Consider the following 23,138-nt stretch of genomic DNA (forward strand, 5'->3'; position numbering starts at 1 on the left):
GGGGTCAGTCCCGTTCTAAGCAAAAGGTGATTTTTTATTCTGACTAGGAATTTTTAAACACCTTGTCGAAGAAGACATACTAACAACGTCAAGATAGAGAGGTATGTAAATGGCATATCTAAATGAAAAACTTAGTGAAGAAAAAGTATTTAAAGACCCTGTACATCGCTACATCCACGTACGAGACCGATTGATTTGGGAGCTGATCGGTACATCTGAATTTCAGCGTTTACGTCGAATTCGCCAGCTTGGAACAACCTATTTAACGTTTCACGGTGCCGAACATAGTCGTTTTAATCACTCTCTAGGAGTATATGAGATTGTTCGCCGAATCATTGATGATGTGTTTCGAAATCGTCCAGAATGGGACGATGATGAACGACTTCTTTGTTTATGCGCAGCGCTTCTACACGATTTAGGGCATGGTCCATTCTCTCATTCTTTTGAAAAAGTATTTCATCTTGATCATGAAGAGTTTACTCAAGCGATTATTTTGGGGAATACAGAAGTAAACCGTGTATTGAAAAAAGCTGGAGCAGATTTTCCGAAAAAAGTAGCAGAAGTTATTGCAAAAACGTATAAAAATAAGCTGGTTGTAAGCTTGATTTCAAGCCAAATCGACGCCGATCGAATGGATTATTTACAGCGTGATGCCTATTATACGGGGGTAAGCTATGGACACTTCGATATGGAGCGTATCCTGCGCGTAATGCGTCCACAAGAAGATCAAGCTGTCATTAAGCATAGCGGTATGCATGCAGTTGAGGATTACATCATGAGTCGCTACCAAATGTATTGGCAGATTTATTTTCACCCTGTAACTCGTAGTGCAGAAGTTATCTTAACTAAAATTCTACATCGTGCGAAAGAACTTCATCAAAAATCCTATGAGTTTCGCCAGCCACCTGTTCATTTTTACTCTATTTTTAAAGATGAAATATCGCTCGAAGAGTATTTAAGGCTGGACGAGTCTGTTGTCATGTTTTATTTTCAGGCTTGGCAAGATGAAGAAGATAATATTTTAGCGGATTTATGTCGCAGATTTATGAACCGTAACCTATTTAAATACATTGAGTTCAATCCAAACCTTCAAATGAAGATGTGGATGGAGCTAACAACATTATTTAAAAAAGCTGGAATTGACCCTGATTATTATTTAGTTGTTGATTCATCCAGTGACTTACCGTACGACTTTTATCGTCCAGGTGAAGAAGAAGAACGCTTGCCAATCCATTTGTTGATGCCAAATGATGAAGTAAGGGAGCTATCGCGACAGTCTGAAATTGTTGAATCGATTTCGGGGAAAAAACGAACGGATCACAAACTTTATTTTCCACAAGATTTAATTGACCAGCTATCGTCAAAAAGAAAAGTGAAAGAACAAATTTTACAGCTATTAAAAAGTAATTAGAGTTAAATAGTATAGGAGTTGAAAGGGCTGTGTTAAATGATCACGCGAAGATTATTAAAGTGTTCTCAGCAGCGGGAGAAATTGTAGGGAGAAAAAAGCTCCAAAAAATGATTTTTATTGGAAAAAAGCTAGAGTTTCCTTTTTATGAACGCTATAATTTCCATTTTTTTGGTCCATATTCAGAAGAGCTTACCCTTCGAGTAGAAGAATTGTGTAATCTAGGCTTCTTGCAGGAATTGAAAGAAAATAAGGGTGGCTACATGCAGTACCGATACGCGCTAACTCAGGCTGGAAATGAATTCTTAAGCCATTATGAGCTAGAGTTACCCCACCTAGAGGAAGTCATGACGGATATGAACAACCAGTCTTCAAAATTTTTAGAGCTTGTCTCAACGATTTTATACTTTGATGGGTTATCGAAAGAAGAAGTGAGTGAAAAAGTGTTTACGTTAAAGAGTAAACAGAACTATACAGAAGAAGATATTGAACAAGCATATGCATATATTGAAAATTTAAAAGCAGTGACGTTTGACCGTGTTCACTAATACAAAACAAAGCCCTCTGCATCCGTTCAGAGGGCTTTGTTCAATGAATAAACGATATGTAGTTTATTGGTCGCTTAATCGTTTACCGTTTACTGCATAGTGGTTTTTTGACATTTCTTCAATAAAAACCGCAATCTTTTCAGAAGGGGCACCTGTTGTTTCAGATACAGCAGCCGTTACTTTTTCAACAAGGGCTCTTTTTTGATCTTCAGTGCGACCTTCAAGCATTTTTACTGTTACATATGGCATACTAATTTCACTCCTTTTCTTCAGTGTCTTCTTCAGTGTAGTCCTTTTACATTGAAAAATACACCCTCATCTAATGATGAAATAATTAAATTATAGTATACTCGATGTATTATTGTAATTCAGAATGATTATAAAGGAGAGAGCGAGTGAATCAATTTTTAGCTTTTCCGCTTGAATATATTCCGTACGTTGCTATTACGCTAATTATCGCATTTACGCTACATGAATTTGCTCATGCTTTTGTTGCATACAAGTTTGGAGACGAGACGGCAAAGAAACAAGGGCGTTTGACACTATCGCCTCTTTCACATTTAGATCCACTAGGAACAATTCTCCTACTGGTAGTGGGATTTGGATGGGCTAAGCCTGTACCAGTTAATCGCTTTTTCTTTAAGAATCCCCGTCTAGCTGGCGTATTGGTTTCAATTGCAGGGCCGCTTAGTAACTTATTCCTTGCATTTTTAGGGGTTCTTGGTTGGTTTTTGATTTTGCAGTTTGCGGGTTATATAGATCCACTATATAAGTTTTTTAATATGTTTATCACCATTAATATTGTTTTATTTTTATTTAATTTGCTGCCATTTCCGCCGCTCGATGGCTACCGTATCGTAGAAGATCTTGTTCCAAACACAGTGCGAGCAAAAATGACGCAGTATGAGTCGTGGGGAATCTTGTTATTTTTAGTGTTAATTATTACACCGCTCGATCGCTATATCATTGCCCCTATATATGACATTGGAATCCCATTTTTTGTTGAGCTATTTCAACAACTTCTGGGACCTTTATTAACTTAAGTAAGGAGCGTTTTAACAATGGATCAACCGAAAAAAAAGAAGAATATTGGATTTAATATTATTAAGAATGATTCAACAGATGGACATGGAGGCTTTGGGGTTGGTGCGCTAAGCTTAGAAAATATTTCACCTGTTTTTGTATGCCCATCAGACGAAGAAGCTTTTGTTGATATCGGTGCGATGCATGCTCGAAGCGTGGTTGAAAAGGGAATTAAGTTTTTATCCAACAAAGACGAAGTTCCTAACGGCAAGCTCTATTGGCTTGTCTGGGTAACCATTGACCGCAATCCAGCAGGCCCTTATTATGCTGGCGTAACGGCATGTGAAATGACCGTAGATCGTGAAATTCGCCGCGGTTATAAGTCGCTTCCAGAGCATGTAAATAAGATGGATAAATCTATGAAGCGTCGCATTATGGTAGACGAAATGGATAATAAGTCAAAAGCAATCTTAAAAGATTTTCTATCTGCTCATGATAAGGAAATATGGGAACGTTCTAGTGATGAACTAAAAGAAGCTTTATCATAAAAAGGAGAGGCCCTCAGCTTAGACTGAGGGCCTCTCCTTTTTAAAACCAATCGCGGAGGCGATGAAAGAATCCATCTTGTTCTTTCTGCTTCTGTGGCGCCTGGTTTTTCTCTTCAGAAACGCCTTTATCGCGACAATACGTAGTCGGTTGAGTACCTGTTAAATAGTATGCTTTATATTTTTTCGAACAGGACTTTGTTGCGATATCCCCCGTTTCGGGGTTAATATTTACGCTGACTAACCCTTTTGGTGCTTTGAATGCTTGTTTCTTCTTTCCTTCAAGCGCATCTTCCATAAACAATGCCCACATTTTTTTTGCATAAGCTTTTTCTTCAACACGCTCAATCTGTTTGCCTTGGTCATAGCCTACCCAAACACCTGATACAAGCTGAGGGGTGTAGCCAATCATCCAGCTATCTGTCGGCGTAGTACCAGATTTACCAGCATAATCTCTTGACAAGTATTTTAGAATTGGCTTTCCAGTTACTGTTGTATAGCCGTTTAATTCTTTTTGGAACATGCCTGTCATCAAATGCGTTGTTAGAAATGCTAATCGCTTGTCAACAATTTGTTTCTTTTCTTGAGGTGCTTCATACACCATGTCTCCATCAGCTGTTTCAATGCGCTTAATGAATGTTGGTGAAATTTCTTTTCCACCGTTTGCAAAAATGCCATATGCATTGACCATATCAATCACGCGAACAGGAGATGTTCCAAGAGCAAGGGACGGTACCTGCTTCAGTGGAGTTGAAACTCCTAATGACTTAGCCGTTTCGACCAATCGGTGCTCCCCGATAAATAAATGTGTTTTAACAGCATAGATGTTATCTGACAGCGCAATAGCCTGTGCTAGTGTAATGGGATTGTTTGCATAGTAGCTGTTATAGTTACTGGGTTTATATGTTGAAACCCCATCATCTAACGTGAAGGTTGTCTCTTCACTTTGCATCGCGGTAGATTCCGTAAAGCCGTCTGCTAAAGCAGCATAATATAAGAATGGCTTCATCGTAGAGCCCGGCTGGCGCACAGCTTGAGTTGCTCTGTTGAATGGGCTTTTCTTATAATCTCTACCGCCAATGAGCGCTTTAACTGCACCTGTTTTTGGATCCATTGCGACAAATGCTGTTTGAATATCAGAATCTTTATTCATAACGGTATTCATTGCTTCTTCTGCTTTCTTTTGCACGTCAATATCAAGCGTTGTGTAAATGCGTAAGCCATTTGAATGAATCATTGCTTCTGTAATTCCCAATTCATTCGTTAACTGAGATAAAGCTGCACTCATGAAGTAAGACGCATCTTGTTTCTTTGCGTTTGCTTCATCTTGTGCTTTTTTTGCATAGAACAAAGGTGTTACAAATGCTTTATCCGCTTCTTTTTGTGAAATTTTTCCTTGGTCAACAAGTAAGTTTAAGATGATGCGCTGACGCTCTTTTGCATTTTCTTCATGAAGCAGAGGAGAATAGTAAGTAGGCCCTTTCGGAATCCCAGCTAGCATACTAGCTTCACTTAGCGTTAAGTCCTTTGCTTTTTTATTAAAATACGTTTTTGAAGCAGCCTCGACTCCATAGGCGCCGTGTCCATAGTAAATGGTATTTAAATAACCTTCAAAAATTTTATCCTTGTCGTAATTAAATTCCAGGCGAATGGTATAAAGCGCTTCTTGGAATTTTCTTGTCCATGTTTTATCGTGTTCTAAAAAAAGATTTCGTGCGTACTGCTGCGTAATTGTGCTAGCACCTTGTACCTTACTCATTGCTTTAATATCGGCAACAATTGCCCCGCCAATACGTTTAATATCAAAGCCGTTATGATCATAAAACCGCTTGTCTTCAACTGCTAATGTAGCTTCTTTAATATTGTCAGATACGCTTTCTAGAGGGACCCAATAGCGTTTTTGACCGTTGTGTAATTCGTCTAATACTTTGCCATTGCTGGAATAGAAAATAGCGGTTTGCGGGACAGTTAGCGTAGGTGGACCAGCGATTTTGGCATATAAAAATATACTGATATAAGCAATCCCGATACATACAGTACATAAAAGTGCAAGAACAAGTAGAATGCGAAAAAGACGTCTAGCTTTCTTAAAGTGTTCAATTAATACAGTTTCCATTGTCATCACCTCATGAGTTAACTCCTTCGTTTCCTAAAAAAGTTACGTTTTAAAGGGTACCCAGATTGATACAGTCTTTTTATTATCAAAAGATTTTTTTTACGAGCTAGATCCATTTATTTAAGCCTTTTAATGTGTAGGTTTATATAGGTAGTTTAGGTAAATATAGGCTTTTGAAATGAGGTTATAGCAATTTAAAGGAATATATAGTTTAGTATGAAAAAGAAAAAGCTCTTTTAAACCTAGAAGTCTAAAAAAAACCTTTGCTTTTCACTTAAATTCATCTATACTTTTTTTCATGTTTGTATAAATTATGTTAGGGTAATCTATGCATAGGCTAAATTCTCAAAATAGAAGGGAAGAGTTTAAATGGAATTATGGTTTACTGAGAAACAAACGAAGAATTTCGGAATTACGGCGAAAATTAAGCGCACTTTACATACAGAACAAACTGAGTTTCAAAAGCTAGACATGATTGAAACAGAAGAGTTTGGTAACATGCTAGTTCTTGATGGAATGGTAATGACAACTCAAAAAGATGAGTTTGTTTATCATGAAATGGTGGCACACGTGCCATTATTTACACATCCCAATCCTGAAAATGTCTTAGTAGTAGGCGGCGGAGATGGTGGCGTAATCCGTGAAGTATTAAAGCATCCTAGCGTAAAGAAAGCGACGCTAGTTGAAATTGATGGAAAAGTTATTGAATACTCTAAGAAGTATTTACCGGAGATTGCTGGTGAATTGGAGAATGAGCGCGTTGAGGTAAAGGTCGGCGACGGCTTTATGCATATCGCAGAAAGCGAAAATGAATATGATGTTATTATGGTTGATTCAACTGAGCCAGTAGGTCCAGCGGTGAATTTATTTACAAAAGGCTTCTACGCTGGGATTTCAAAAGCGTTAAAAGAAGACGGAATTTTTGTAGCTCAAACGGACAACCCTTGGTTTACTCCAGAGTTAATTACAAACGTACAGCGTGATGTAAAAGAAATTTTCCCGATTACTCGTCTTTATATAGCAAACATTCCAACGTATCCAAGTGGTCTGTGGACGTTCACAATCGGTTCTAAGAAGCATGATCCACTAGAGGTTAGTGAAGATCGCTTTATTGATATCGAAACAAAGTATTACACGAAAGAGCTTCATAAAGCAGCATTTGCTTTACCGAAGTTTGTAGCAGATTTAGTAAAATAAGGTGAAGCTTCAATTGGTGGGAGGCTTCATCTCCCGCTCATTGTTAGTGCAACCAATCGGGCTTTTAAGGACAGTGTAGCCCTCTGCTTATCTTCCAGCGATTTTCCCTGAGCTTGGAAGCGGAAGCCTTACTGCCAGTTAAGCTCGGATAAAGTACAAACCATAGACAAGATGTCAGTCAAAAGGCTTGGCGTCTTGTTTTTATGACAAGGAGGCATTCTCATGCGTTTTGATGAAGCATATTCAGGTAATGTATTTATAAAAAGTCACCCTAGCTTTGAAGAAAGCGAAGCCGTACTATACGGTATGCCAATGGATTGGACAGTAAGCTACCGACCGGGGTCTCGCTTTGGTCCAACTCGTATTCGCGAAGTATCAATTGGGTTAGAAGAATATAGCGCATATTTAGATCGTGAGCTTGAAGAAGTAAAATATTTTGATGCTGGTGATATTCCACTTCCTTTTGGAAATGCACAGCGAAGCATCGACATGATTGAGGGCTATATCGATGAGCTATTAGCAGCCGATAAGTTTCCGCTTGGAATGGGTGGCGAGCACTTGGTTTCATGGCCAGTTATGAAAGCGATGTATAAGAAATATCCGGATCTTGCTATCATTCATATGGATGCGCATACGGATTTACGTGAAGAGTATGAAGGTGAACCTTTGTCTCACTCCACACCAATTCGTAAAATTGCCGAGCACATTGGGCCAAGCAACGTTTATTCATTTGGTATTCGTTCAGGTATGAAAGAAGAATTTGTATGGGCGAAAGAGAACGGCATGCATATTTCTAAATTTGAAGTATTAGAACCTTTAAAAGAAATCTTACCTAAGCTAGCGGGCCGTCCAGTTTATGTAACGATTGATATCGATGTGTTAGATCCAGCCCATGCCCCAGGTACAGGTACAGTAGATGCGGGGGGCATAACATCAAAAGAGCTATTAGCATCTATTCATGAGATTGCTAAATCAGATATCCGCGTTGTGGGTGCAGACTTAGTAGAAGTTGCTCCAATCTATGATTCCTCTGAGCAAACGGCCAATACAGCTAGTAAGCTTATTCGTGAAATGATTTTAGGTTGGGTTCAAAAGCGCTAAACAAATATATAGAAGAGTAGGTTGCATTGATAGAAATGTGGCCTACTCTTTTTTACAAAATGAGCGAAAACTTGAAGTATTATTGAATTCTTGTCTCGGAATGTTTATACTATTTAAGTTATAAAGTATTCGTAAAAATTAAGGAAGTGTCTTGAGATGAATAACGCTTCAACGATTAAAAAGCCAATCGCAATTAAGATTGTGACAGACATTCGAGACGGACAGATGAAGGAAACAACGGCGGTTGAGGCTCAAGGAACGTATTATAAAAAAGACGAAGTGGTTTATTTAACGTATACGGAGCATCAAGAAGAAGTAGGGGATATTAAAACGTTACTGAAGATTAAAGAGGATGAAGTAACGATTAACCGTACCGGTGCCGTAAAAATGAAGCAGTCTTTTCGTAAAAAAGTTAAGCTTGAAGGAACGTATATGAGTCCTTATGGTCGTATGGATATGATGACATATGCTCATAACATTGAATATAAAAAGCTCCAAAAAAGAGGTCATCTCTTTTTTACGTACGATTTGACATTGCAAGGTCAATCGGTAGGGAAGTACGCTGTAACGATAACATTCAAGGAGGAAGAACATGAACATTGTTGAACAAGTGCAAAGTAAGTTAAAAGCTGAGATTCAAGATGCAGTTGTAAAAGCTGAGTTAGCAACAAAAGATCAGCTACCAGAAGTCGTGTTAGAAGTACCAAAAGATAAAGCCCACGGTGATTATTCTACAAATATGGCGATGCAGCTTGCACGAATTGCAAAAAAAGCACCTCGCGCTATTGCAGAAGAGCTAGTAGCACAGTTTGATAAATCAAAAGCTTCAATTGAAAAAATTGAAATTGCGGGCCCTGGATTTATTAACTTTTACATGAACAACTCATATTTAACAGAATTAATTCCAACCATCTTAAAAGCAGGAGAAGCTTATGGTGAATCAAACGTTGGAAACGGTGAAAAAGTTCAGGTTGAGTTTGTATCAGCAAACCCAACAGGAGATTTGCATTTAGGGCATGCTCGCGGCGCAGCTGTAGGAGATTCTTTATGTAATGTTCTTGCTAAGGCAGGTTATGATGTATCTCGTGAATATTATATCAATGATGCTGGTAACCAAATTAACAACTTAGCGTACTCAGTGGAAGCGCGTTATATGCAGGCTTTAGGTATGGACAAAGAAATGCCTGCCGATGGCTACCATGGTGAAGATATTATCAACATTGGTAAAGAGTTAGCTGAAAAGTATGGAGATCAGTATGCAAAAGCTGATGAAAAAGAGCGCTTTGAGTTTTTCCGCCAGTACGGATTAGATTATGAGTTGGAAAAATTGAAGCGTGATTTAGAGCAATTTCGTGTAAAATTCGATGTATGGTACTCTGAGACATCTCTATATAAAAACGATAAAATTCAAGTTGCGCTTGATACGTTAAAGCAACAAGGTCACGTTTATGAAGAAGAAGGAGCAACATGGTTCCGTTCAACAACATTTGGTGATGATAAAGACCGAGTATTAATTAAAAACGATGGTTCATTTACTTACTTAATGCCGGATATCGCTTATCATCAAGACAAAATTCAGCGTGGCTTTGACAAGTTAATCAACATTTGGGGTGCTGACCACCACGGTTACATTCCGCGTATGAAAGCTGCAATCCAAGCCCTTGGTTATGGAAAAGATACGCTAGAAGTTGAAATTATTCAAATGGTTCAGCTGTATCAAAACGGTGAAAAGATGAAGATGAGTAAGCGTACAGGTAAAGCTGTAACGATGCGAGACCTTGTAGAAGAGGTTGGCCTAGACGCAACTCGCTACTTCTTTGCAATGAGAAGTGGAGACACGCACTTAGACTTCGACTTAGACTTAGCAGTTTCTCAATCCAACGAAAATCCGGTATATTATGCACAATATGCACATGCTCGTATTTGCAGTATCTTAAAGCAAGGTGCTGAAATTGAAGCATTAACAAAAGGAAACGTAGAGTATACGCTAATTCAGTCTGAGAAAGAAATGGACCTACTAAAGAAAATTGGTGAGTTTCCACAAGCTGTTTCTGAAGCGGCAACAAAACGCATTCCTCACCGTATTACAAACTATATCTTTGACTTAGCATCAACGTTCCACAGCTTCTACAACGCAGATAAAGTTATTGACACAGATAATATCGAAACAAGTAAAGCACGCTTAGAGCTTATCAAAGCAGTGCAGGTTACTCTACAAAATGCATTGAAATTAATTGGTGTTTCGGCTCCTGAAAAAATGTAATAAAAGATCCCCTTTCAAAGGGGGTTTTTTTATATCTTTAGCGTAGCTCCACCAATTCTTTTTACACCGCGAATTTTGGATAAGTCCTCTACAAGCTTTAATAGTGCTTGGTCTTTTAGTTTCGCTTCAATCATCACATCAAAATTTTGATTCAGCTCTTTGGCTAGTTGGAAAAAAGGCTTCACAAACTCAGAAGATACGTAATCAGCATGACTGCGAAATGCTTTTTCGGACTTTGGTGAAGAGATATGTACCTTAGGTCTGATATTTACATGCTTCCAGGTTTCAAAAATCCGTGGTAGTAAATCTTCAAGAGGCTGTGTTCCCAAGTTTGCTTGATGGTGGTGAAAGTCAAATACAAGCGGAATTTGCTCTTTTTCACAAACTTCTAACGTTTCTTCTGTTGTGTAGGTTTTATCATCGTTTTCAAGCGTCATCTGCTTTTTAATATGCATTGGAAGCTTCTTTAAGTTTTGTTGAAAACGCTCCAAGGCCTTAACCTTATCTCCGTAAGCTCCACCAACATGAATGTTAATTAACGATCCATCTACCACATCCATTGCTTCTAGCATTTGATAGTGATAGTTCATATCTAAAACAGCATTGTCAGTAATCTGCGGCTTATCACTCGTAAACAAAGTGAACTGGTTAGGATGAAAGCTTACCCGTAGATGATGAGACTTTACTAAGTGACCAAGTTCTTTCCATTCTTGTTGAAAAGGTGTTACAAAATCCCATGCGACTTCAGGATGAGTAGCTAAAGGAACAAGGGAAGAAGAAAGACGGTAAAGCATGATTTCATGTGCAATGTTATAATGTAAAGCTCGTTTTGTATGGTACAAGTTCTGTTGCGTAACTTCATATAACTTCTCTATGCGTTCCTCTTTTGAGAGTTTACTCCAGCGTGCAAACGTTAACGTTTTTGCAGGTGAGCAGTCCCACAAGGACAAAGCGTGGGAAACATAGCCAAATCTGACATTCATGTCTGTTAACTCCTTTTCATAGCTATAAAAGTGGGGATATAAACGTAGCTACCCCTTGTTTAAATTTATCAAACCAAGTCCGCTTTTTTATATCAGATAAAGAAAGAAGAGGACAGTCGTGTAAACAGGTGTGGAACGTTTCTTTTACATGCTTAATAAAAACAGGGTCAAAGATAAAGCAATTGATTTCTCCGTTTAAAAACAAGCTTCTTTTATCAAAGTTAGCAGTTCCCACATCACAAATTCGCTCATCAGCAATCATCACTTTTCCGTGATAGAAACCATAATAAAATTGATGAATCTGGCACCCCGCTTCGACTAAAGCAGGAAGATAAGAGAAGGCTGCATCGCGAACGAGTGGGTGATCTGCTCTCATTGGGATAAGGATATACACCGTTACGCCTCGTTTACGCGCTTTTAAAATAGCCGCCATTAAAGATTCTGTTGGGATAAAATAAGGAGTTCCAATACAAAGTTCATTTTTTGCTTCATTGATGATGTGCAAGAAATGATCTTCTAAGGAAACACCTTCCGTTGAGCGGAATTGCACGATTTGCATAGAGGGGTCTTTTATTTGTCTGTCAATTACCTCTTCGTGCTGCTCTTCATCGTTCATAGATGAGCTCCAATCTCTTAAAAACTGCGTTTGCAAATCATTTACTGCTTCTCCCGTTACTTTTAAGTGATAATCTTTCCACGTTCCTAATGTGGGATCTAAGCCTAAATATTCTTGGCCAATATTAAACCCTCCAATGTAGCCGATGGACTGGTCGATAATAGTCATTTTTCGATGATTCCTTGCGTTTATTGTATAAAATAAATAAGGGAATTTTAGCCGACGACTAAATGAAAACTTCACTCCGCAAGCCAGAAGGTGTTTTCTCATCTTCCGATTGAGCTTTATGCTACCGATGCGGTCAACGAGTAGCCGAACGTCAACTTGCTGACTTGCCTTTTCGCAGAGAAGATCCACAAATTTTTTGCTAACCTCATCGTTTTTGACAATATAAAAAGAAATGTGAATGGAATGTTTTGCTTGTTCGATTGATTTAAACAAGTCATTGTAAAACTTCGTTCCATCAGTGAAAAGTTTGAGAGATGCTTGACGCATTGGAAATGTACGCTCTTTTTGCATGAGTTCCTTTTTGCCAACACCTAAATCAATGGCAAACCATGCGACAATCAAAATAACGATTAAAATAATTACAGTAGCCAACATTTCCTTTCCCACCCTCCATCAACCGAATAATTCACGATAATCATCTTATTTCTGTTCTTAGTTTCACCTCGTTTAAATAGAATATGAACAAAAAAGAAAGAAAATATATTGACTGAATGTTCATTCATTATATAAAATGAAGAAAAGTTCATTATTTTCTAAATTTTCATCAGGGAGAAGGAGGGAATTATGTGTCAGCTTTATTGTGGGCCAATTTAATTTTATTTCTAATTGTAACCGCTTACGCAGGGTCGTTGTTTATTTACTTAATTCGAACGAGGTTAATGTACATCCAATTAGGTAAGAAAGTGGAGTTTGATCAAAAACTAAAAGAAAGACTGAACAAAGTATGGGTAAATGTTTTTGGCCAAAAAAAATTATTAAAAGATAAGAAAAGTGGAATCATCCACGTTCTTTTTTTCTACGGATTTATTCTAGTTCAGTTCGGTGCGATTGATTTTATTTTAAAGGGGTTAGTTCCTGGAGCGCATCTGCCATTAGGTCCGCTATATCCAGGCTTTACATTCTTTCAAGAAATTATAACTGTCTTGATTTTAGTTGCGGTTATATGGGCTTTTCATCGCCGTTATGTTGAAAAGCTTGTTCGATTAAAAAGAGGGTTTAAATCAGGTTTGGTTCTTTTGTTTATTGGTAGCTTGATGCTTTCAGTACTAATTGGAAATGGGATGTCACTAATCTGGCACAACCATGACTTAGCGTGGACTGAGCCAATTGCATCATCCGTTGCCTTTCTTTTGAATGGAATTGGCGAAACCGCATCTATTGTCATCTTCTATGTAGCATGGTGGATTCACTTACTTGTTTTATTAGCATTTTTAGTTTACGTACCGCAGTCTAAGCATGCCCATTTAATTGCAGGTCCAGCGAACGTGTTTTTCAATCGCATTTCTAAGCCAGGGAAGTTAGAGAAAATCGATTTTGAAGACGAGTCTCAAGAAACATTTGGTGTAGGGAAAATTGAAGATTTTACACAAAACCAACTCATCGACTTATATGCATGCGTAGAGTGTGGACGATGTACAAACATGTGTCCAGCGACTGGGACAGGGAAAATGCTTTCACCGATGGATTTAATTTTGAAACTACGCGATCACTTGACTGAAAAGGGTGCTGTCGTAACGTCCAGAGCGCCTTGGGTGCCTACGTATGCTTTTGCCAATACAAAAGGAAACCAGCTTGCGGTCATGGGAGCAAGCCAAAGCAGCAGCGAAGTAGCAGCTACTTTGGAATACAACCCGTCTTTAATAGGAGAAGTCATTACAGAGGAAGAGATTTGGGCGTGTACGACCTGTCGTAATTGTGAAGATCAGTGTCCAGTAATGAACGAACATGTGGATAAAATCATTGATCTTCGTCGCTTTTTAGTTTTAACAGAAGGGAAAATGGATCCGGATGCTCAAAGAGCGATGACGAACATCGAGCGTCAAGGAAATCCATGGGGATTAAATCGTAAAGAAAAAGAAACTTGGAGAGAAATGCGAGAAGATATTCATGTACCGACGGTTAAAGAAATGAAGAAGAGTGGAGAAGAATTTGAATATTTATTTTGGGTCGGTTCGATGGGAGCTTACGATAATCGAAGTCAAAAGATTGCGCTTGCTTTTGCAAAACTGCTAAATGAAGCAGGAGTTAAGTTTGCTATCTTAGGAAACAAAGAGAAAAACTCTGGAGATACGCCGCGTCGATTAGGAAACGAGTTCTTATTCCAAGAGTTAGCTTCTAAGAACATTGAGGAATTTGAAAAGAACGAAGTGAAAAAGATTGTCACGATTGATCCTCATGCATATAACATTTTCAAAAATGAATATCCAGACTTTGGGTTAGAAGCAGAAGTGTATCATCATACGGAGCTTTTAGCACAGCTTGTGAAAGAAGGAAAGTTAAAGCCCAACTTTCCAATTGAAGAAACCGTTACGTTTCATGATTCCTGCTATTTAGGCAGATATAACGAAGTATATGACCCGCCGCGTGAAATTTTAAAAGCAATTCCAGGAGTGAAAATGGTTGAGATGGCTCGAAATCGTGAAAGTGGAATGTGTTGTGGTGCAGGAGGAGGGCTCATGTGGGCAGAAGAGACCTCTGGTCAACGAATCAACGTCGCGCGTACAGAACAAGCCTTGGAAGTAAACCCAGGCATTATTAGCTCTGGCTGTCCGTACTGTTTAACGATGATTAGCGATGGTACAAAAGCGAAAGAAGTTGAAGAAAAAGTAGGAACATATGATGTAGCAGAGCTCTTAGAAAAATCAATTTTTGGCATAAACGAAGCAAAACAACCTGTATGATAAGGGAGTTTATTACAGAAGGATGAAGGTTTAAAGCCCCCAAATGCTACTAAAAGAACGGGGGCTACAACCTTGTAAGAGATAGAGATTTTGTTTGTCATCAAGTTGAGCAAACGTTCAATAGGAAAAGGGGGAGTTATAGATGAGGAGATCTGTCATTGTCAGTGCTGTGCGTACACCTTTTGGTAAATTAGGAGGAGCTTTAAGCTCACTAACTGCCTCAGAGCTCGGTGGCCACGCTATAAAATCCGCGGTTCAGCATGCTGGTGTAGAAGCGGAAAACATTGATTCGGTTATTATGGGCTGTGTGCTTCAAGGGGGGCAAGGACAATTGCCATCTCGTCAAGCGTTGCATCATGCTGGTTTACCTTGGAGTGTGCAAACAGAAACCATTAACAAAGTATGTGCATCAGGAATGAGAAGCGTGATGTTAGCAGATCAGTATATTCGTTTAGGAGAAGCTTCAGCGGTTGTGGCCGGAGGAATGGAGTCTATGAGCAATGCACCATATCTGTTACCAAAAGCAAGATGGGGCTTTCGAATGGGAGATGGCCAAGCGAAAGATTTGATGATTCATGATGGCTTAACATGTAGCTTTACAGGAGTTCATATGGGGACTTACGGAAATCGATTGGCAAGTGAACTGAATATTTCCCGGGAAAAGCAAGATGAATGGGCATTGCGTAGTCATCAGCTGGCCGTTCAAGCTGAGAAAGAGGGGAAGTGGCAGGATGAGCTTGTGGCCATTGATGTAAAGACGCGTAAAGGAACAGAAGTAGTTAAGCAAGATGAAGGGCCTCGTCATGATACTTCATATGAGAGACTTAGCACACTGCGACCAGTATTCAATCATGACGGAACAATTACTGCGGGAAACGCACCTGGTGTAAATGATGGCGCAGCAGCTCTACTTGTAATGGACGAAGAAGAAGCAAAGAAAAATGGTTATCAACAAATGGCAACAATTGTAGGTCATACATCATTAGCTGTTGAGCCACAAAACTTCCCTATTACGCCAGGGTTAGTAATAGAGAAGTTGTTAAAGCGTTGCAATAAAACCGTTCAAGATATTGATTTATTTGAGATTAATGAGGCTTTTGCAGCCGTAGCGCTTATGAGTATGCAGGTAGCGAACTTACCCGCTGATAAAGTGAACGTAAACGGAGGAGCTATCGCACTTGGCCATCCAATTGGAGCAAGCGGAGCGAGGATTCTAGTTACTCTTATTCACGAACTAAAGCGCCGTGGGGGTGGCTTAGGAATTGCGGCAATTTGTAGTGGCGGTGGCCAAGGGGACGCTGTGATGGTAGAAGTACATTAAAAAGGGGAGAAGGTCATGGATATTAAGAACGTACTTGTAATCGGAGCAGGACAAATGGGACTAGGAATTGCTCAAGTTTTTATGACGTCAAATTACCACGTTTCACTTTACGATATGTCAGAAGAACAGATCAAAAAAGGAATCGCATTTATCGATAAGCAATTAAATCGTCAAGTAGAAAAAGCAGCTATGACAAAAGTTGAAAAGGATGAAGTTATGAATAGGCTTTATCCAATTTCGTCCCTTTCTAATGCAGCGCAAGTGGATTTAGTAGTGGAAGCCGTCGTGGAGAAAATGGAGGTTAAGCAATCACTCTTCAAAGAGCTAGATCAACTTATGCCACCTCATACAATCTTGGCTACCAATACATCTTCACTGCCTATTACAGAAATTGCAGCCGCAACGAGCCGACCTCAACAAGTCATTGGAATGCATTTTATGAACCCAGTACCTGTGATGAAGTTAGTTGAAATTATTCGAGGGTTAGCTACAAGCGATGAAGTGTATAAAGTGATTCACGAAACGTCTGAGCGCTTAAATAAAGTTCCCGTAGAAGTAGAAGATTTTCCTGGATTTGTATCAAACCGAATTTTGATGCCGATGGTTAATGAAGCCATTTATACGTTATATGAAGGTGTTGCAAGGAAAGAAGATATTGATGCAGTGATGAAGCTTGGCATGCGCCATCCAATGGGACCGCTGACGCTAGCTGATTTTATTGGCTTAGATACCTGTCTATTTATTATGGAAACACTTCACAAAGGATTTGGAGACGATAAATATCGACCGTGTCCGTTGCTAAGAAAATATGTAAAAGCAGGTTGGCTAGGAAAGAAAGTAGGCCGTGGCTTTTTTACATATGACAAGTAAGGAGTGGTGAGATGCTTGCTTTTACGGATAAACAGCTCAGCTTTCAACACCTCATTCGTAAATTTGTTGCGGATGAAGTGATAAAAGTGGTTCCAAAAATGGAAAACGGAGAGTTTCCAAAAGAGACCTTAAAAGTAATGGGAGATGCAGGCCTACTTGGGATTCCCATTCCAAAGGTTTACGGTGGTCAAGAGCTCGATTTTATTTCATATACCATGGCAATTCATGAAATATCCAAAGTAAGCCCTGCTTTAGGCGTTATTTTATCCGTTCATACGTCCGTTGGTACTAATCCAATCCTTCGTTTTGGAACGGATGAACAAAAGCAGAAGTATGTCACGAAATTATCCCGAGGAATATATTTAGGCGCTTTTGCTTTAACCGAACCAAATGCAGGATCTGATGCATCTAGTCTAAAAACAAATGCTGAGAAACAAGGAAACCACTATATTGTAAACGGTTCCAAAGTTTTTATTACAAACGGCGGAGAAGCAGATACGTACATTATGTTTGCAAAAACTAACAGCAGCTTAGGTTCCAAAGGAATCACGGCTTTTATTGTAGAGAAAAATATGGTTGGGTTTCACGTTGGAAAAGATGAAAAGAAGATGGGCTTGCATGGATCTCGTACTGTGCAGTTGCACTTTGAAAATATGAAAGTACCAGTTTCTAATCGCCTTGGGAATGAGGGAGAGGGCTTTAAGATTGCGATGGCCAACTTAGATGCAGGGAGAATTGGCATTGCAGCGCAGTCCCTGGGAATTGCAGAAGGAGCCCTTTATGAAGCGAACAAAAATATAGTATTCACGGAAGAAAAGGAGAGTATTCTTCAACAAGGAAAGCTTGCTGATATGGAAACTCAAGTGGAAGCAGCTCGGCTACTCGTTTATCGCGCAGCTTATTTATATCAGCAAGGCATGAAGTGTACAAAACAAGCTTCAATGGCAAAGCTTTTTGCTTCGCAAGCTGCAATGAATCTTACGACGGAAACCATTCAACTTATTGGAGTTGGAGCAGTGATACAAGGAAATGTTGTAGAACGTTTATTCCGAGATGCAAAGGTATGTGAAATTTATGAGGGAACAAGTGAAATTCAGCGTATCGTAATCAGTAAATCTTTATAAACTGGGGGAGTTTAACATGTATTTTAAACTATCAGAAGAGCATGAAATGATTCGTAAAATGGTTCGAGATTTTGCTAAGAATGAGGTAGGACCTACAGCTGAAGAGCGAGATGAAGAAGAGCGTTTTGACCGAGAGATTTTTCGAAAAATGAGTGAGTTGGGATTAACTGGCATTCCGTGGCCTGAAGAGTATGGGGGAATTGGAAGTGACTATTTAGCGTATTGCATAGCTGTTGAGGAGCTATCACGCGTATGTGCATCAACAGGGGTGACATTGTCAGCCCATACATCTCTTGCTGGGTGGCCAATCTTTAAGTTCGGGAGCGAAGAGCAAAAGCATACGTACTTAAAGCCCATGGCGCAAGGAGAAAAAATAGGTGCTTACGGACTTACTGAGTCGAGTGCAGGATCTGATGCGGGAGGCATGAAAACGACCGCTGTAAAAGAAGGCGATTTCTATGTATTAAACGGCTCGAAAATCTTTATTACAAACGGTGGAGAAGCGGATATTTATGTCGTATTTGCCCGCACAAATCCGGAAGAAAAACAAAAAGGAACGAGCGCATTCATTGTGGAGAAGGATATGGAAGGATTCTCTGTTGGAAAGAAAGAAAAGAAGCTAGGCATTCGTTCATCGCCCACAACGGAAATTATTTTTGAGAACTGCCGAGTGCCAAAAGAGAACCTACTGGGTAAGGAAGGAGACGGCTTTAAAATTGCCATGATGACGTTGGATGGTGGTCGAAACGGTATTGCTGCTCAAGCGGTAGGGATTGCTCAAGGAGCTCTAGACGCAGCAGTTGCGTACGCAAAAGAGCGTCACCAGTTTGGTAAACCAATTATTGCACAGCAGGGAATTGCGTTTAAGTTAGCTGATATGGCAACCAGTATTGAGGCATCACGCTTATTGACGTATCAAGCAGCTTGGCTAGAAGGAGAGGGGCTACCTTACGGAAAAGAATCAGCCATGTCGAAACTCTATGCAGGTGATACTGCTATGAAAGTCACGACAGAAGCTGTTCAAGTATTTGGTGGATACGGATATACAAAGGATTATCCAGTTGAGCGATATATGCGTGATGCGAAGATTACCCAAATTTATGAAGGGACTCAAGAGATTCAGCGTTTAGTTATTTCTCGTTACCTTTCAAAATAAAGAGCGGAGAAGGTGGATGTTAATGAGCAAAAGGGAAGTGCTTACCTCTATTAAGGATGAGCGGTTAATTGAAGAAAGACGGACGCAGATGGTGAAAGGCGCAGTTAGTCTTTTTAAAGAAAAAGGTTTTCATCGAACGACCACGAGAGAAATCGCAAAATCATCAGGTTTTAGTATCGGTACGCTTTATGAATACATCCAGTCAAAAGAAGATGTTCTTTATTTAGTTTGCGACAGCATTTATGAAGAGGTAAGAGAGCGCTTAGAAGAAGAGATGCACCTTGAAGGCTATACGGTTCAATGCTTAGAAAAGGCAATTACGCATTATTTTAAGGTTATTAACGAACTTCAAGATGAAGTCCTTGTTATGTACCAAGAAGCAAAATCATTATCAAAGGATGCTCTTCCTTATGTATTAAAGAAAGAGCTTGAGATGGTGGGCATGTTTGAGACATTAATCCGTGGTTGCATCCAAAGCGAGCAATTCCTTCTAGATGACAAAGAGATAAAGCTGCTATCCCATCATATTTTTGTCCAGGGGCAGATGTGGGCATTTAGACGTTGGTGGCTGCAGCAACACTATACGCTGGAAGAATACACAAACATACAGCTGAAGTTTTTGCTAAAAGATTTTTCAGTCCAATCTGTTTAATGGGGAGGCATTATTATAATGGAGCAAAAGAAAAGAGTACGTTTTGTAACGGCGGCTAGCTTATTCGATGGCCATGATGCGTCCATTAATATCATGAGGCGTATTTTGCAATCGTTAGGAGTGGAAGTCATTCACTTAGGCCATAACCGATCTGTTGAAGAGATTGTGAACGCGGCCATACAGGAGGATGTTCAGGGAATTGCTGTTTCGTCATACCAAGGAGGTCACGTCGAGTACTTTAAATATATGTATGATTTGCTAAAAGAGAAAGGCGCTTCCCACATTCGTATTTATGGAGGAGGTGGTGGGGTTATCATTCCAAGCGAAAGAGAAGAGCTTCACCATTACGGAATTGCTAAAATTTTCTCTCCAGAGGATGGGCGCTTAATGGGGTTGCAAGGCATGATTCAATATATGGTAGATGAGTGCCAGAAGATAGTTTTGCCTGAAATACCTTCGGTCGATCGGTTGGAAAAAATCAACCATCAAGCCATTGCTCAGTATATTACAGTGGTTGAGAACGCGCTTTTAAATGGGGCTATGCAAGAACAAGCGGCAACCCTAGAAGCTATTAAAAGAGATTTAAAACAGGCGTCCAATATTCCTGTTCTAGGTATAACAGGAACAGGAGGAGCTGGTAAAAGTTCTTTAACGGACGAATTAATTCGTCGCTTTTTAGAAGAAAATGAATCCCTTCATATTGCCGTATTATCAATTGATCCAACCAAGCAAAAAACAGGAGGAGCGCTGTTAGGAGATCGAATTCGAATGAACAGCGTTTCATCCAATCGAGTTTATATGAGAAGCTTGGCAACACGTTCTTCTAAACATGAGCTATCAGCAGCTATTAAAGATGCAGTTGATATTGTAACGGCAGCTGGTTTCGACATGGTTATTGTCGAAACGAGTGGTATTGGGCAAGCGGATGCGGAAATTAAAAATCTGGCCAACGTATCCATGTACGTCATGACGAGTGAGTTTGGTGCCCCATCGCAGCTTGAAAAGATTGAGATGCTTGATTATGCCGATTTTGTTGTTATTAATAAATTTGAGAAAAAAGGGTCTGAAGATGCGAAGCGCCAAGTTCAAAAGCAATACCAGCGCAACCATGAACGTTTTGAAGACTCACTAGATGATATGCCTGTTTATGGCACAATTGCAAGTCAATTTAACGACCCAGGAACAAATCATTTATATAATGAGTTGATTCGTACGATTAATCAACAGTTCAATATTCAGCTTAAGCCAACCCTATCTACAGATGAAAAACAGTCACATACCATTATTCCTCCAGATAAACAGCAGTATTTACAGGAGATTGTAAATACAGTGCGAGATTACCATAACTATGCAAAACAGCAAGGGGATTTTGCGCATAAAACTCAGCAAGTAAAAGACGTTATCAATAAGGTCAAACATAAAGACAGTCAGCATGAACTGAAGGGGCTCTTGCAAAACTATGAAAATCAGCTATCCAAAGAATCAAAAGAGAAGTTAGAAAGGTGGGCAGACTTAAAGAATGATTATCGTCAGCCCGTCTTAAGGACATATGTGCGAGGAAAAGAAATCAAAACAGATTTACAAATTGAGACATTGTCAGGGTTAAAAATTCCAAAGGTAGCGTTGCCTACATTTCGAGATGATGGAGATATCTTACATTGGTTATATCGAGAGAACGTTCCAGGTGAATTTCCATTTACAGCAGGAGTTTTTCCATTTAAGCGAAAAGGTGAAGACCCGAAACGACAATTTGCCGGAGAAGGCACACCAGAAAGAACGAACCGTCGCTTTCATTATTTGTCCAAAGATGATGATGCGAAGCGTTTAAGCACGGCTTTTGATTCGGTGACGCTATACGGTGAAAATCCAGCGGAACGGCCTGATATTTTCGGTAAAATTGGTGAAAGTGGCGTTAGCGTATGTACATTAGATGATATGAAAAAGTTGTATGAAGGCTTTGATTTATGTGCACCTTCTACATCTGTTTCCATGACCATTAACGGGCCGGCTCCTATTATATTAGCGATGTTCATGAACGTAGCGATTGCTCAGCAAGTGAATAAAAGGGAGACAGAACTAAAGCGCCAGCTGAGTCTAGAAGAATATGAAACGGTGAAAAGCAAGGCGTTGAGTACAGTTAGAGGAACTGTCCAAGCAGATATTTTAAAAGAAGATCAAGGGCAGAATACATGCATTTTCTCTACAGAGTTTGCGTTGAAGATGATGGGGGATATCCAAGAGTATTTTACGAAGCATCATGTGCGTAACTACTATTCTGTATCTATTTCTGGCTATCATATTGCAGAGGCAGGAGCTAATCCAATTTCTCAACTTGCGTTTACGCTTGCTAACGGATTTACGTATGTCGAGTACTACTTAAGTCGCGGCATGAATATTAATGATTTTGCACCGAATCTTTCCTTCTTTTTCAGCAATGGACTTGATCCAGAATATACGGTAATTGGTCGCGTAGCTCGTCGTATTTGGGCTATTGTTATGCGTGATAAATATGGAGCAAACGAACGAAGTCAAAAGTTAAAGTACCATGTACAAACGTCTGGTCGCTCACTTCATGCTCAAGAGATTCAGTTTAACGACATTCGTACAACATTACAGGCATTAATGGCTCTTCACGATAATTGTAATTCCCTGCACACGAACGCGTATGATGAAGCTATTACAACACCTACGGAAGAGTCGGTGCGCCGTGCGATGGCTATTCAATTAATTATTACGAAAGAAAATGGATTGACAAAGAATGAAAACCCGCTTCAAGGCTCTTTTATTGTAGAAGAGTTAACAGATTTAGTAGAGGAAGCGGTTTTACAAGAGTTTGAACGTATCAACACACGAGGTGGAGTGTTAGGTGCTATGGAGCTACAATATCAGCGTGGCAAAATTCAAGATGAGTCAATGGAATATGAAATGAGAAAGCATAATGGTTCTTTGCCAATCGTTGGAGTAAATACGTACCGTAACCCCAATGAGCAAGGTGATACAAATGTTAATGATATGCAGCTTGCTCGTGCATCTTGGGAAGAAAAGAACTATCAAATTGAGCAGTTAAAAGCGTTTCAAGAAAAACATGCTGACAATGTAAAGCCAGCGCTTGAAAGGTTAAAAAAAGCTGCCAACAACGGAGAAAACATTTTCGCAGAGCTCATGAATACCGTCCAGTTTGCAAGTTTGGGTGAAATTACACAGGCGCTTTATAAATGTGGTGGACAGTATCGTCGAAATATGTAAATCGGTTTAGAAACAGAAACTATTAGCCATATGGCGCTAGTAGTTTCTGTTTCATTTTGC

General features: G+C 39.5%; 19 protein-coding genes. 15 read left to right on the plus strand and 4 right to left on the minus strand.

Features of this window, described 5'->3' with window-relative positions; translation table 11 throughout:
• Positions 1-109 precede the first annotated feature (109 nt).
• On the plus strand, positions 110-1,411 hold the full coding sequence (locus tag BFL01S_RS07425; protein WP_025908711.1) for an HD domain-containing protein: 1,302 nt from the start codon (positions 110-112) through the stop codon (positions 1,409-1,411).
• A gap of 29 nt (positions 1,412-1,440) precedes the next feature.
• Positions 1,441-1,956: a YwgA family protein gene (locus tag BFL01S_RS07430; RefSeq protein WP_061785338.1), complete on the plus strand. Its 516-nt coding sequence runs from the start codon at positions 1,441-1,443 to the stop codon at positions 1,954-1,956.
• Positions 1,957-2,019: 63 nt separating this feature from the next.
• Here the strand turns inward: BFL01S_RS07430 and thmT are convergent, their stop codons facing one another.
• The gene (gene thmT, locus BFL01S_RS07435) at positions 2,020-2,205 is read right to left on the minus strand and encodes a 2-hydroxymuconate tautomerase (RefSeq protein ID WP_025908713.1); all 186 of its coding nucleotides are present in this window, start codon (positions 2,203-2,205) and stop codon (positions 2,020-2,022) included.
• Positions 2,206-2,351: 146 nt separating this feature from the next.
• On the opposite strand from thmT, the gene BFL01S_RS07440 reads away from it, so the two are divergent.
• Together BFL01S_RS07440 and BFL01S_RS07445 are read left to right on the plus strand one after the other, a co-directional pair.
• Complete coding sequence (locus BFL01S_RS07440) at positions 2,352-2,999, plus strand: site-2 protease family protein (RefSeq protein WP_025908714.1); 648 nt, start codon at positions 2,352-2,354, stop codon at positions 2,997-2,999.
• Between the two features lie 18 nt (positions 3,000-3,017).
• Positions 3,018-3,527: a YwhD family protein gene (locus BFL01S_RS07445; RefSeq protein ID WP_025908715.1), complete on the plus strand. Its 510-nt coding sequence runs from the start codon at positions 3,018-3,020 to the stop codon at positions 3,525-3,527.
• A 40-nt stretch (positions 3,528-3,567) separates the two neighbouring features.
• Here the strand turns inward: BFL01S_RS07445 and BFL01S_RS07450 are convergent, their stop codons facing one another.
• Positions 3,568-5,640 (minus strand): transglycosylase domain-containing protein, encoded by a 2,073-nt coding sequence (locus BFL01S_RS07450; RefSeq protein WP_025908716.1) that lies wholly within the window; start codon positions 5,638-5,640, stop codon positions 3,568-3,570.
• Between the two features lie 369 nt (positions 5,641-6,009).
• Here BFL01S_RS07450 and speE point away from each other — a divergent pair, with 369 nt between their 5' ends.
• The 4 genes from speE to argS all read left to right on the plus strand — a co-directional run bounded on the left by speE (position 6,010) and on the right by argS (position 10,201).
• Complete coding sequence (speE, locus tag BFL01S_RS07455; RefSeq protein WP_025908717.1) at positions 6,010-6,837, plus strand: spermidine synthase; 828 nt, start codon at positions 6,010-6,012, stop codon at positions 6,835-6,837.
• 222 nt (positions 6,838-7,059) lie between these two features.
• Positions 7,060-7,938, plus strand: a complete 879-nt coding sequence (gene speB, locus BFL01S_RS07460) for an agmatinase (protein WP_061785339.1) — start codon at positions 7,060-7,062, stop codon at positions 7,936-7,938.
• 156 nt (positions 7,939-8,094) lie between these two features.
• Complete coding sequence (locus tag BFL01S_RS07465) at positions 8,095-8,544, plus strand: YwiB family protein (protein ID WP_061785340.1); 450 nt, start codon at positions 8,095-8,097, stop codon at positions 8,542-8,544.
• Positions 8,531-10,201: an arginine--tRNA ligase gene (gene argS / locus BFL01S_RS07470; protein ID WP_061785341.1), complete on the plus strand. Its 1,671-nt coding sequence runs from the start codon at positions 8,531-8,533 to the stop codon at positions 10,199-10,201. Before BFL01S_RS07465 ends, argS begins: the two co-directional genes overlap by 14 nt.
• 29 nt (positions 10,202-10,230) lie before the next feature.
• Here argS and uvsE read toward each other — a convergent pair whose 3' ends face one another.
• Both uvsE and cls read right to left on the minus strand, forming a co-directional pair.
• A complete protein-coding gene (gene uvsE / locus BFL01S_RS07475) occupies positions 10,231-11,184 on the minus strand; it encodes a UV DNA damage repair endonuclease UvsE (protein WP_061785342.1) in 954 nt (317 codons plus the stop codon).
• A gap of 22 nt (positions 11,185-11,206) precedes the next feature.
• Positions 11,207-12,403 (minus strand): cardiolipin synthase, encoded by a 1,197-nt coding sequence (gene cls, locus BFL01S_RS07480; protein WP_061785343.1) that lies wholly within the window; start codon positions 12,401-12,403, stop codon positions 11,207-11,209.
• Positions 12,404-12,594: 191 nt separating this feature from the next.
• Here cls and BFL01S_RS07485 point away from each other — a divergent pair, with 191 nt between their 5' ends.
• The 7 genes from BFL01S_RS07485 (at position 12,595) to icmF (ending at position 23,078) form a co-directional block, all read left to right on the plus strand.
• The gene (locus BFL01S_RS07485; protein WP_061785344.1) at positions 12,595-14,709 is read left to right on the plus strand and encodes a 4Fe-4S dicluster domain-containing protein; all 2,115 of its coding nucleotides are present in this window, start codon (positions 12,595-12,597) and stop codon (positions 14,707-14,709) included.
• A 142-nt stretch (positions 14,710-14,851) separates the two neighbouring features.
• Entirely contained in the window at positions 14,852-16,030 is a 1,179-nt protein-coding gene (locus tag BFL01S_RS07490) for an acetyl-CoA C-acetyltransferase (RefSeq protein WP_061785345.1), read from the plus strand.
• Positions 16,031-16,045: 15 nt separating this feature from the next.
• Positions 16,046-16,900 (plus strand): 3-hydroxybutyryl-CoA dehydrogenase, encoded by an 855-nt coding sequence (locus tag BFL01S_RS07495; protein WP_025908725.1) that lies wholly within the window; start codon positions 16,046-16,048, stop codon positions 16,898-16,900.
• A gap of 11 nt (positions 16,901-16,911) precedes the next feature.
• The gene (locus BFL01S_RS07500; RefSeq protein ID WP_061785346.1) at positions 16,912-18,024 is read left to right on the plus strand and encodes an acyl-CoA dehydrogenase family protein; all 1,113 of its coding nucleotides are present in this window, start codon (positions 16,912-16,914) and stop codon (positions 18,022-18,024) included.
• A 16-nt stretch (positions 18,025-18,040) separates the two neighbouring features.
• Positions 18,041-19,180 carry an acyl-CoA dehydrogenase gene (locus BFL01S_RS07505; RefSeq protein WP_061785347.1) on the plus strand — a complete coding sequence of 380 codons (1,140 nt, stop codon included), beginning with the start codon at positions 18,041-18,043 and terminating at the stop codon, positions 19,178-19,180.
• A 22-nt stretch (positions 19,181-19,202) separates the two neighbouring features.
• Positions 19,203-19,832: a TetR/AcrR family transcriptional regulator gene (locus BFL01S_RS07510; protein WP_025908728.1), complete on the plus strand. Its 630-nt coding sequence runs from the start codon at positions 19,203-19,205 to the stop codon at positions 19,830-19,832.
• 18 nt (positions 19,833-19,850) lie between these two features.
• On the plus strand, positions 19,851-23,078 hold the full coding sequence (icmF, locus tag BFL01S_RS07515; protein WP_035320295.1) for a fused isobutyryl-CoA mutase/GTPase IcmF: 3,228 nt from the start codon (positions 19,851-19,853) through the stop codon (positions 23,076-23,078).
• Positions 23,079-23,138: the final 60 nt, after the last annotated feature.

Origin of the sequence: Priestia flexa NBRC 15715 (assembly GCF_001591565.1) — a bacterium.
Classification (GTDB): domain Bacteria; phylum Bacillota; class Bacilli; order Bacillales; family Bacillaceae_H; genus Priestia; species Priestia flexa.

What these genes read in the sequence shown, in the direction of transcription:
- BFL01S_RS07510 (WP_025908728.1), top strand. Translation starts at nt 19,203, where the DNA reads ATGAGCAAAAGGGAAGTGCTTACCTCTATTAAGGATGAGCGGTTAATT.
- BFL01S_RS07425 (WP_025908711.1), top strand. Translation starts at nt 110, where the DNA reads ATGGCATATCTAAATGAAAAACTTAGTGAAGAAAAAGTATTTAAAGAC.
- thmT (WP_025908713.1), bottom strand. Translation starts at nt 2,205, where the DNA reads ATGCCATATGTAACAGTAAAAATGCTTGAAGGTCGCACTGAAGATCAA.
- BFL01S_RS07500 (WP_061785346.1), top strand. Translation starts at nt 16,912, where the DNA reads ATGCTTGCTTTTACGGATAAACAGCTCAGCTTTCAACACCTCATTCGT.
- cls (WP_061785343.1), bottom strand. Translation starts at nt 12,403, where the DNA reads ATGTTGGCTACTGTAATTATTTTAATCGTTATTTTGATTGTCGCATGG.
- BFL01S_RS07490 (WP_061785345.1), top strand. Translation starts at nt 14,852, where the DNA reads ATGAGGAGATCTGTCATTGTCAGTGCTGTGCGTACACCTTTTGGTAAA.
- BFL01S_RS07465 (WP_061785340.1), top strand. Translation starts at nt 8,095, where the DNA reads ATGAATAACGCTTCAACGATTAAAAAGCCAATCGCAATTAAGATTGTG.
- icmF (WP_035320295.1), top strand. Translation starts at nt 19,851, where the DNA reads ATGGAGCAAAAGAAAAGAGTACGTTTTGTAACGGCGGCTAGCTTATTC.
- BFL01S_RS07450 (WP_025908716.1), bottom strand. Translation starts at nt 5,640, where the DNA reads ATGGAAACTGTATTAATTGAACACTTTAAGAAAGCTAGACGTCTTTTT.
- speE (WP_025908717.1), top strand. Translation starts at nt 6,010, where the DNA reads ATGGAATTATGGTTTACTGAGAAACAAACGAAGAATTTCGGAATTACG.
- speB (WP_061785339.1), top strand. Translation starts at nt 7,060, where the DNA reads ATGCGTTTTGATGAAGCATATTCAGGTAATGTATTTATAAAAAGTCAC.
- BFL01S_RS07505 (WP_061785347.1), top strand. Translation starts at nt 18,041, where the DNA reads ATGTATTTTAAACTATCAGAAGAGCATGAAATGATTCGTAAAATGGTT.
- BFL01S_RS07445 (WP_025908715.1), top strand. Translation starts at nt 3,018, where the DNA reads ATGGATCAACCGAAAAAAAAGAAGAATATTGGATTTAATATTATTAAG.
- uvsE (WP_061785342.1), bottom strand. Translation starts at nt 11,184, where the DNA reads ATGAATGTCAGATTTGGCTATGTTTCCCACGCTTTGTCCTTGTGGGAC.
- argS (WP_061785341.1), top strand. Translation starts at nt 8,531, where the DNA reads ATGAACATTGTTGAACAAGTGCAAAGTAAGTTAAAAGCTGAGATTCAA.
- BFL01S_RS07495 (WP_025908725.1), top strand. Translation starts at nt 16,046, where the DNA reads ATGGATATTAAGAACGTACTTGTAATCGGAGCAGGACAAATGGGACTA.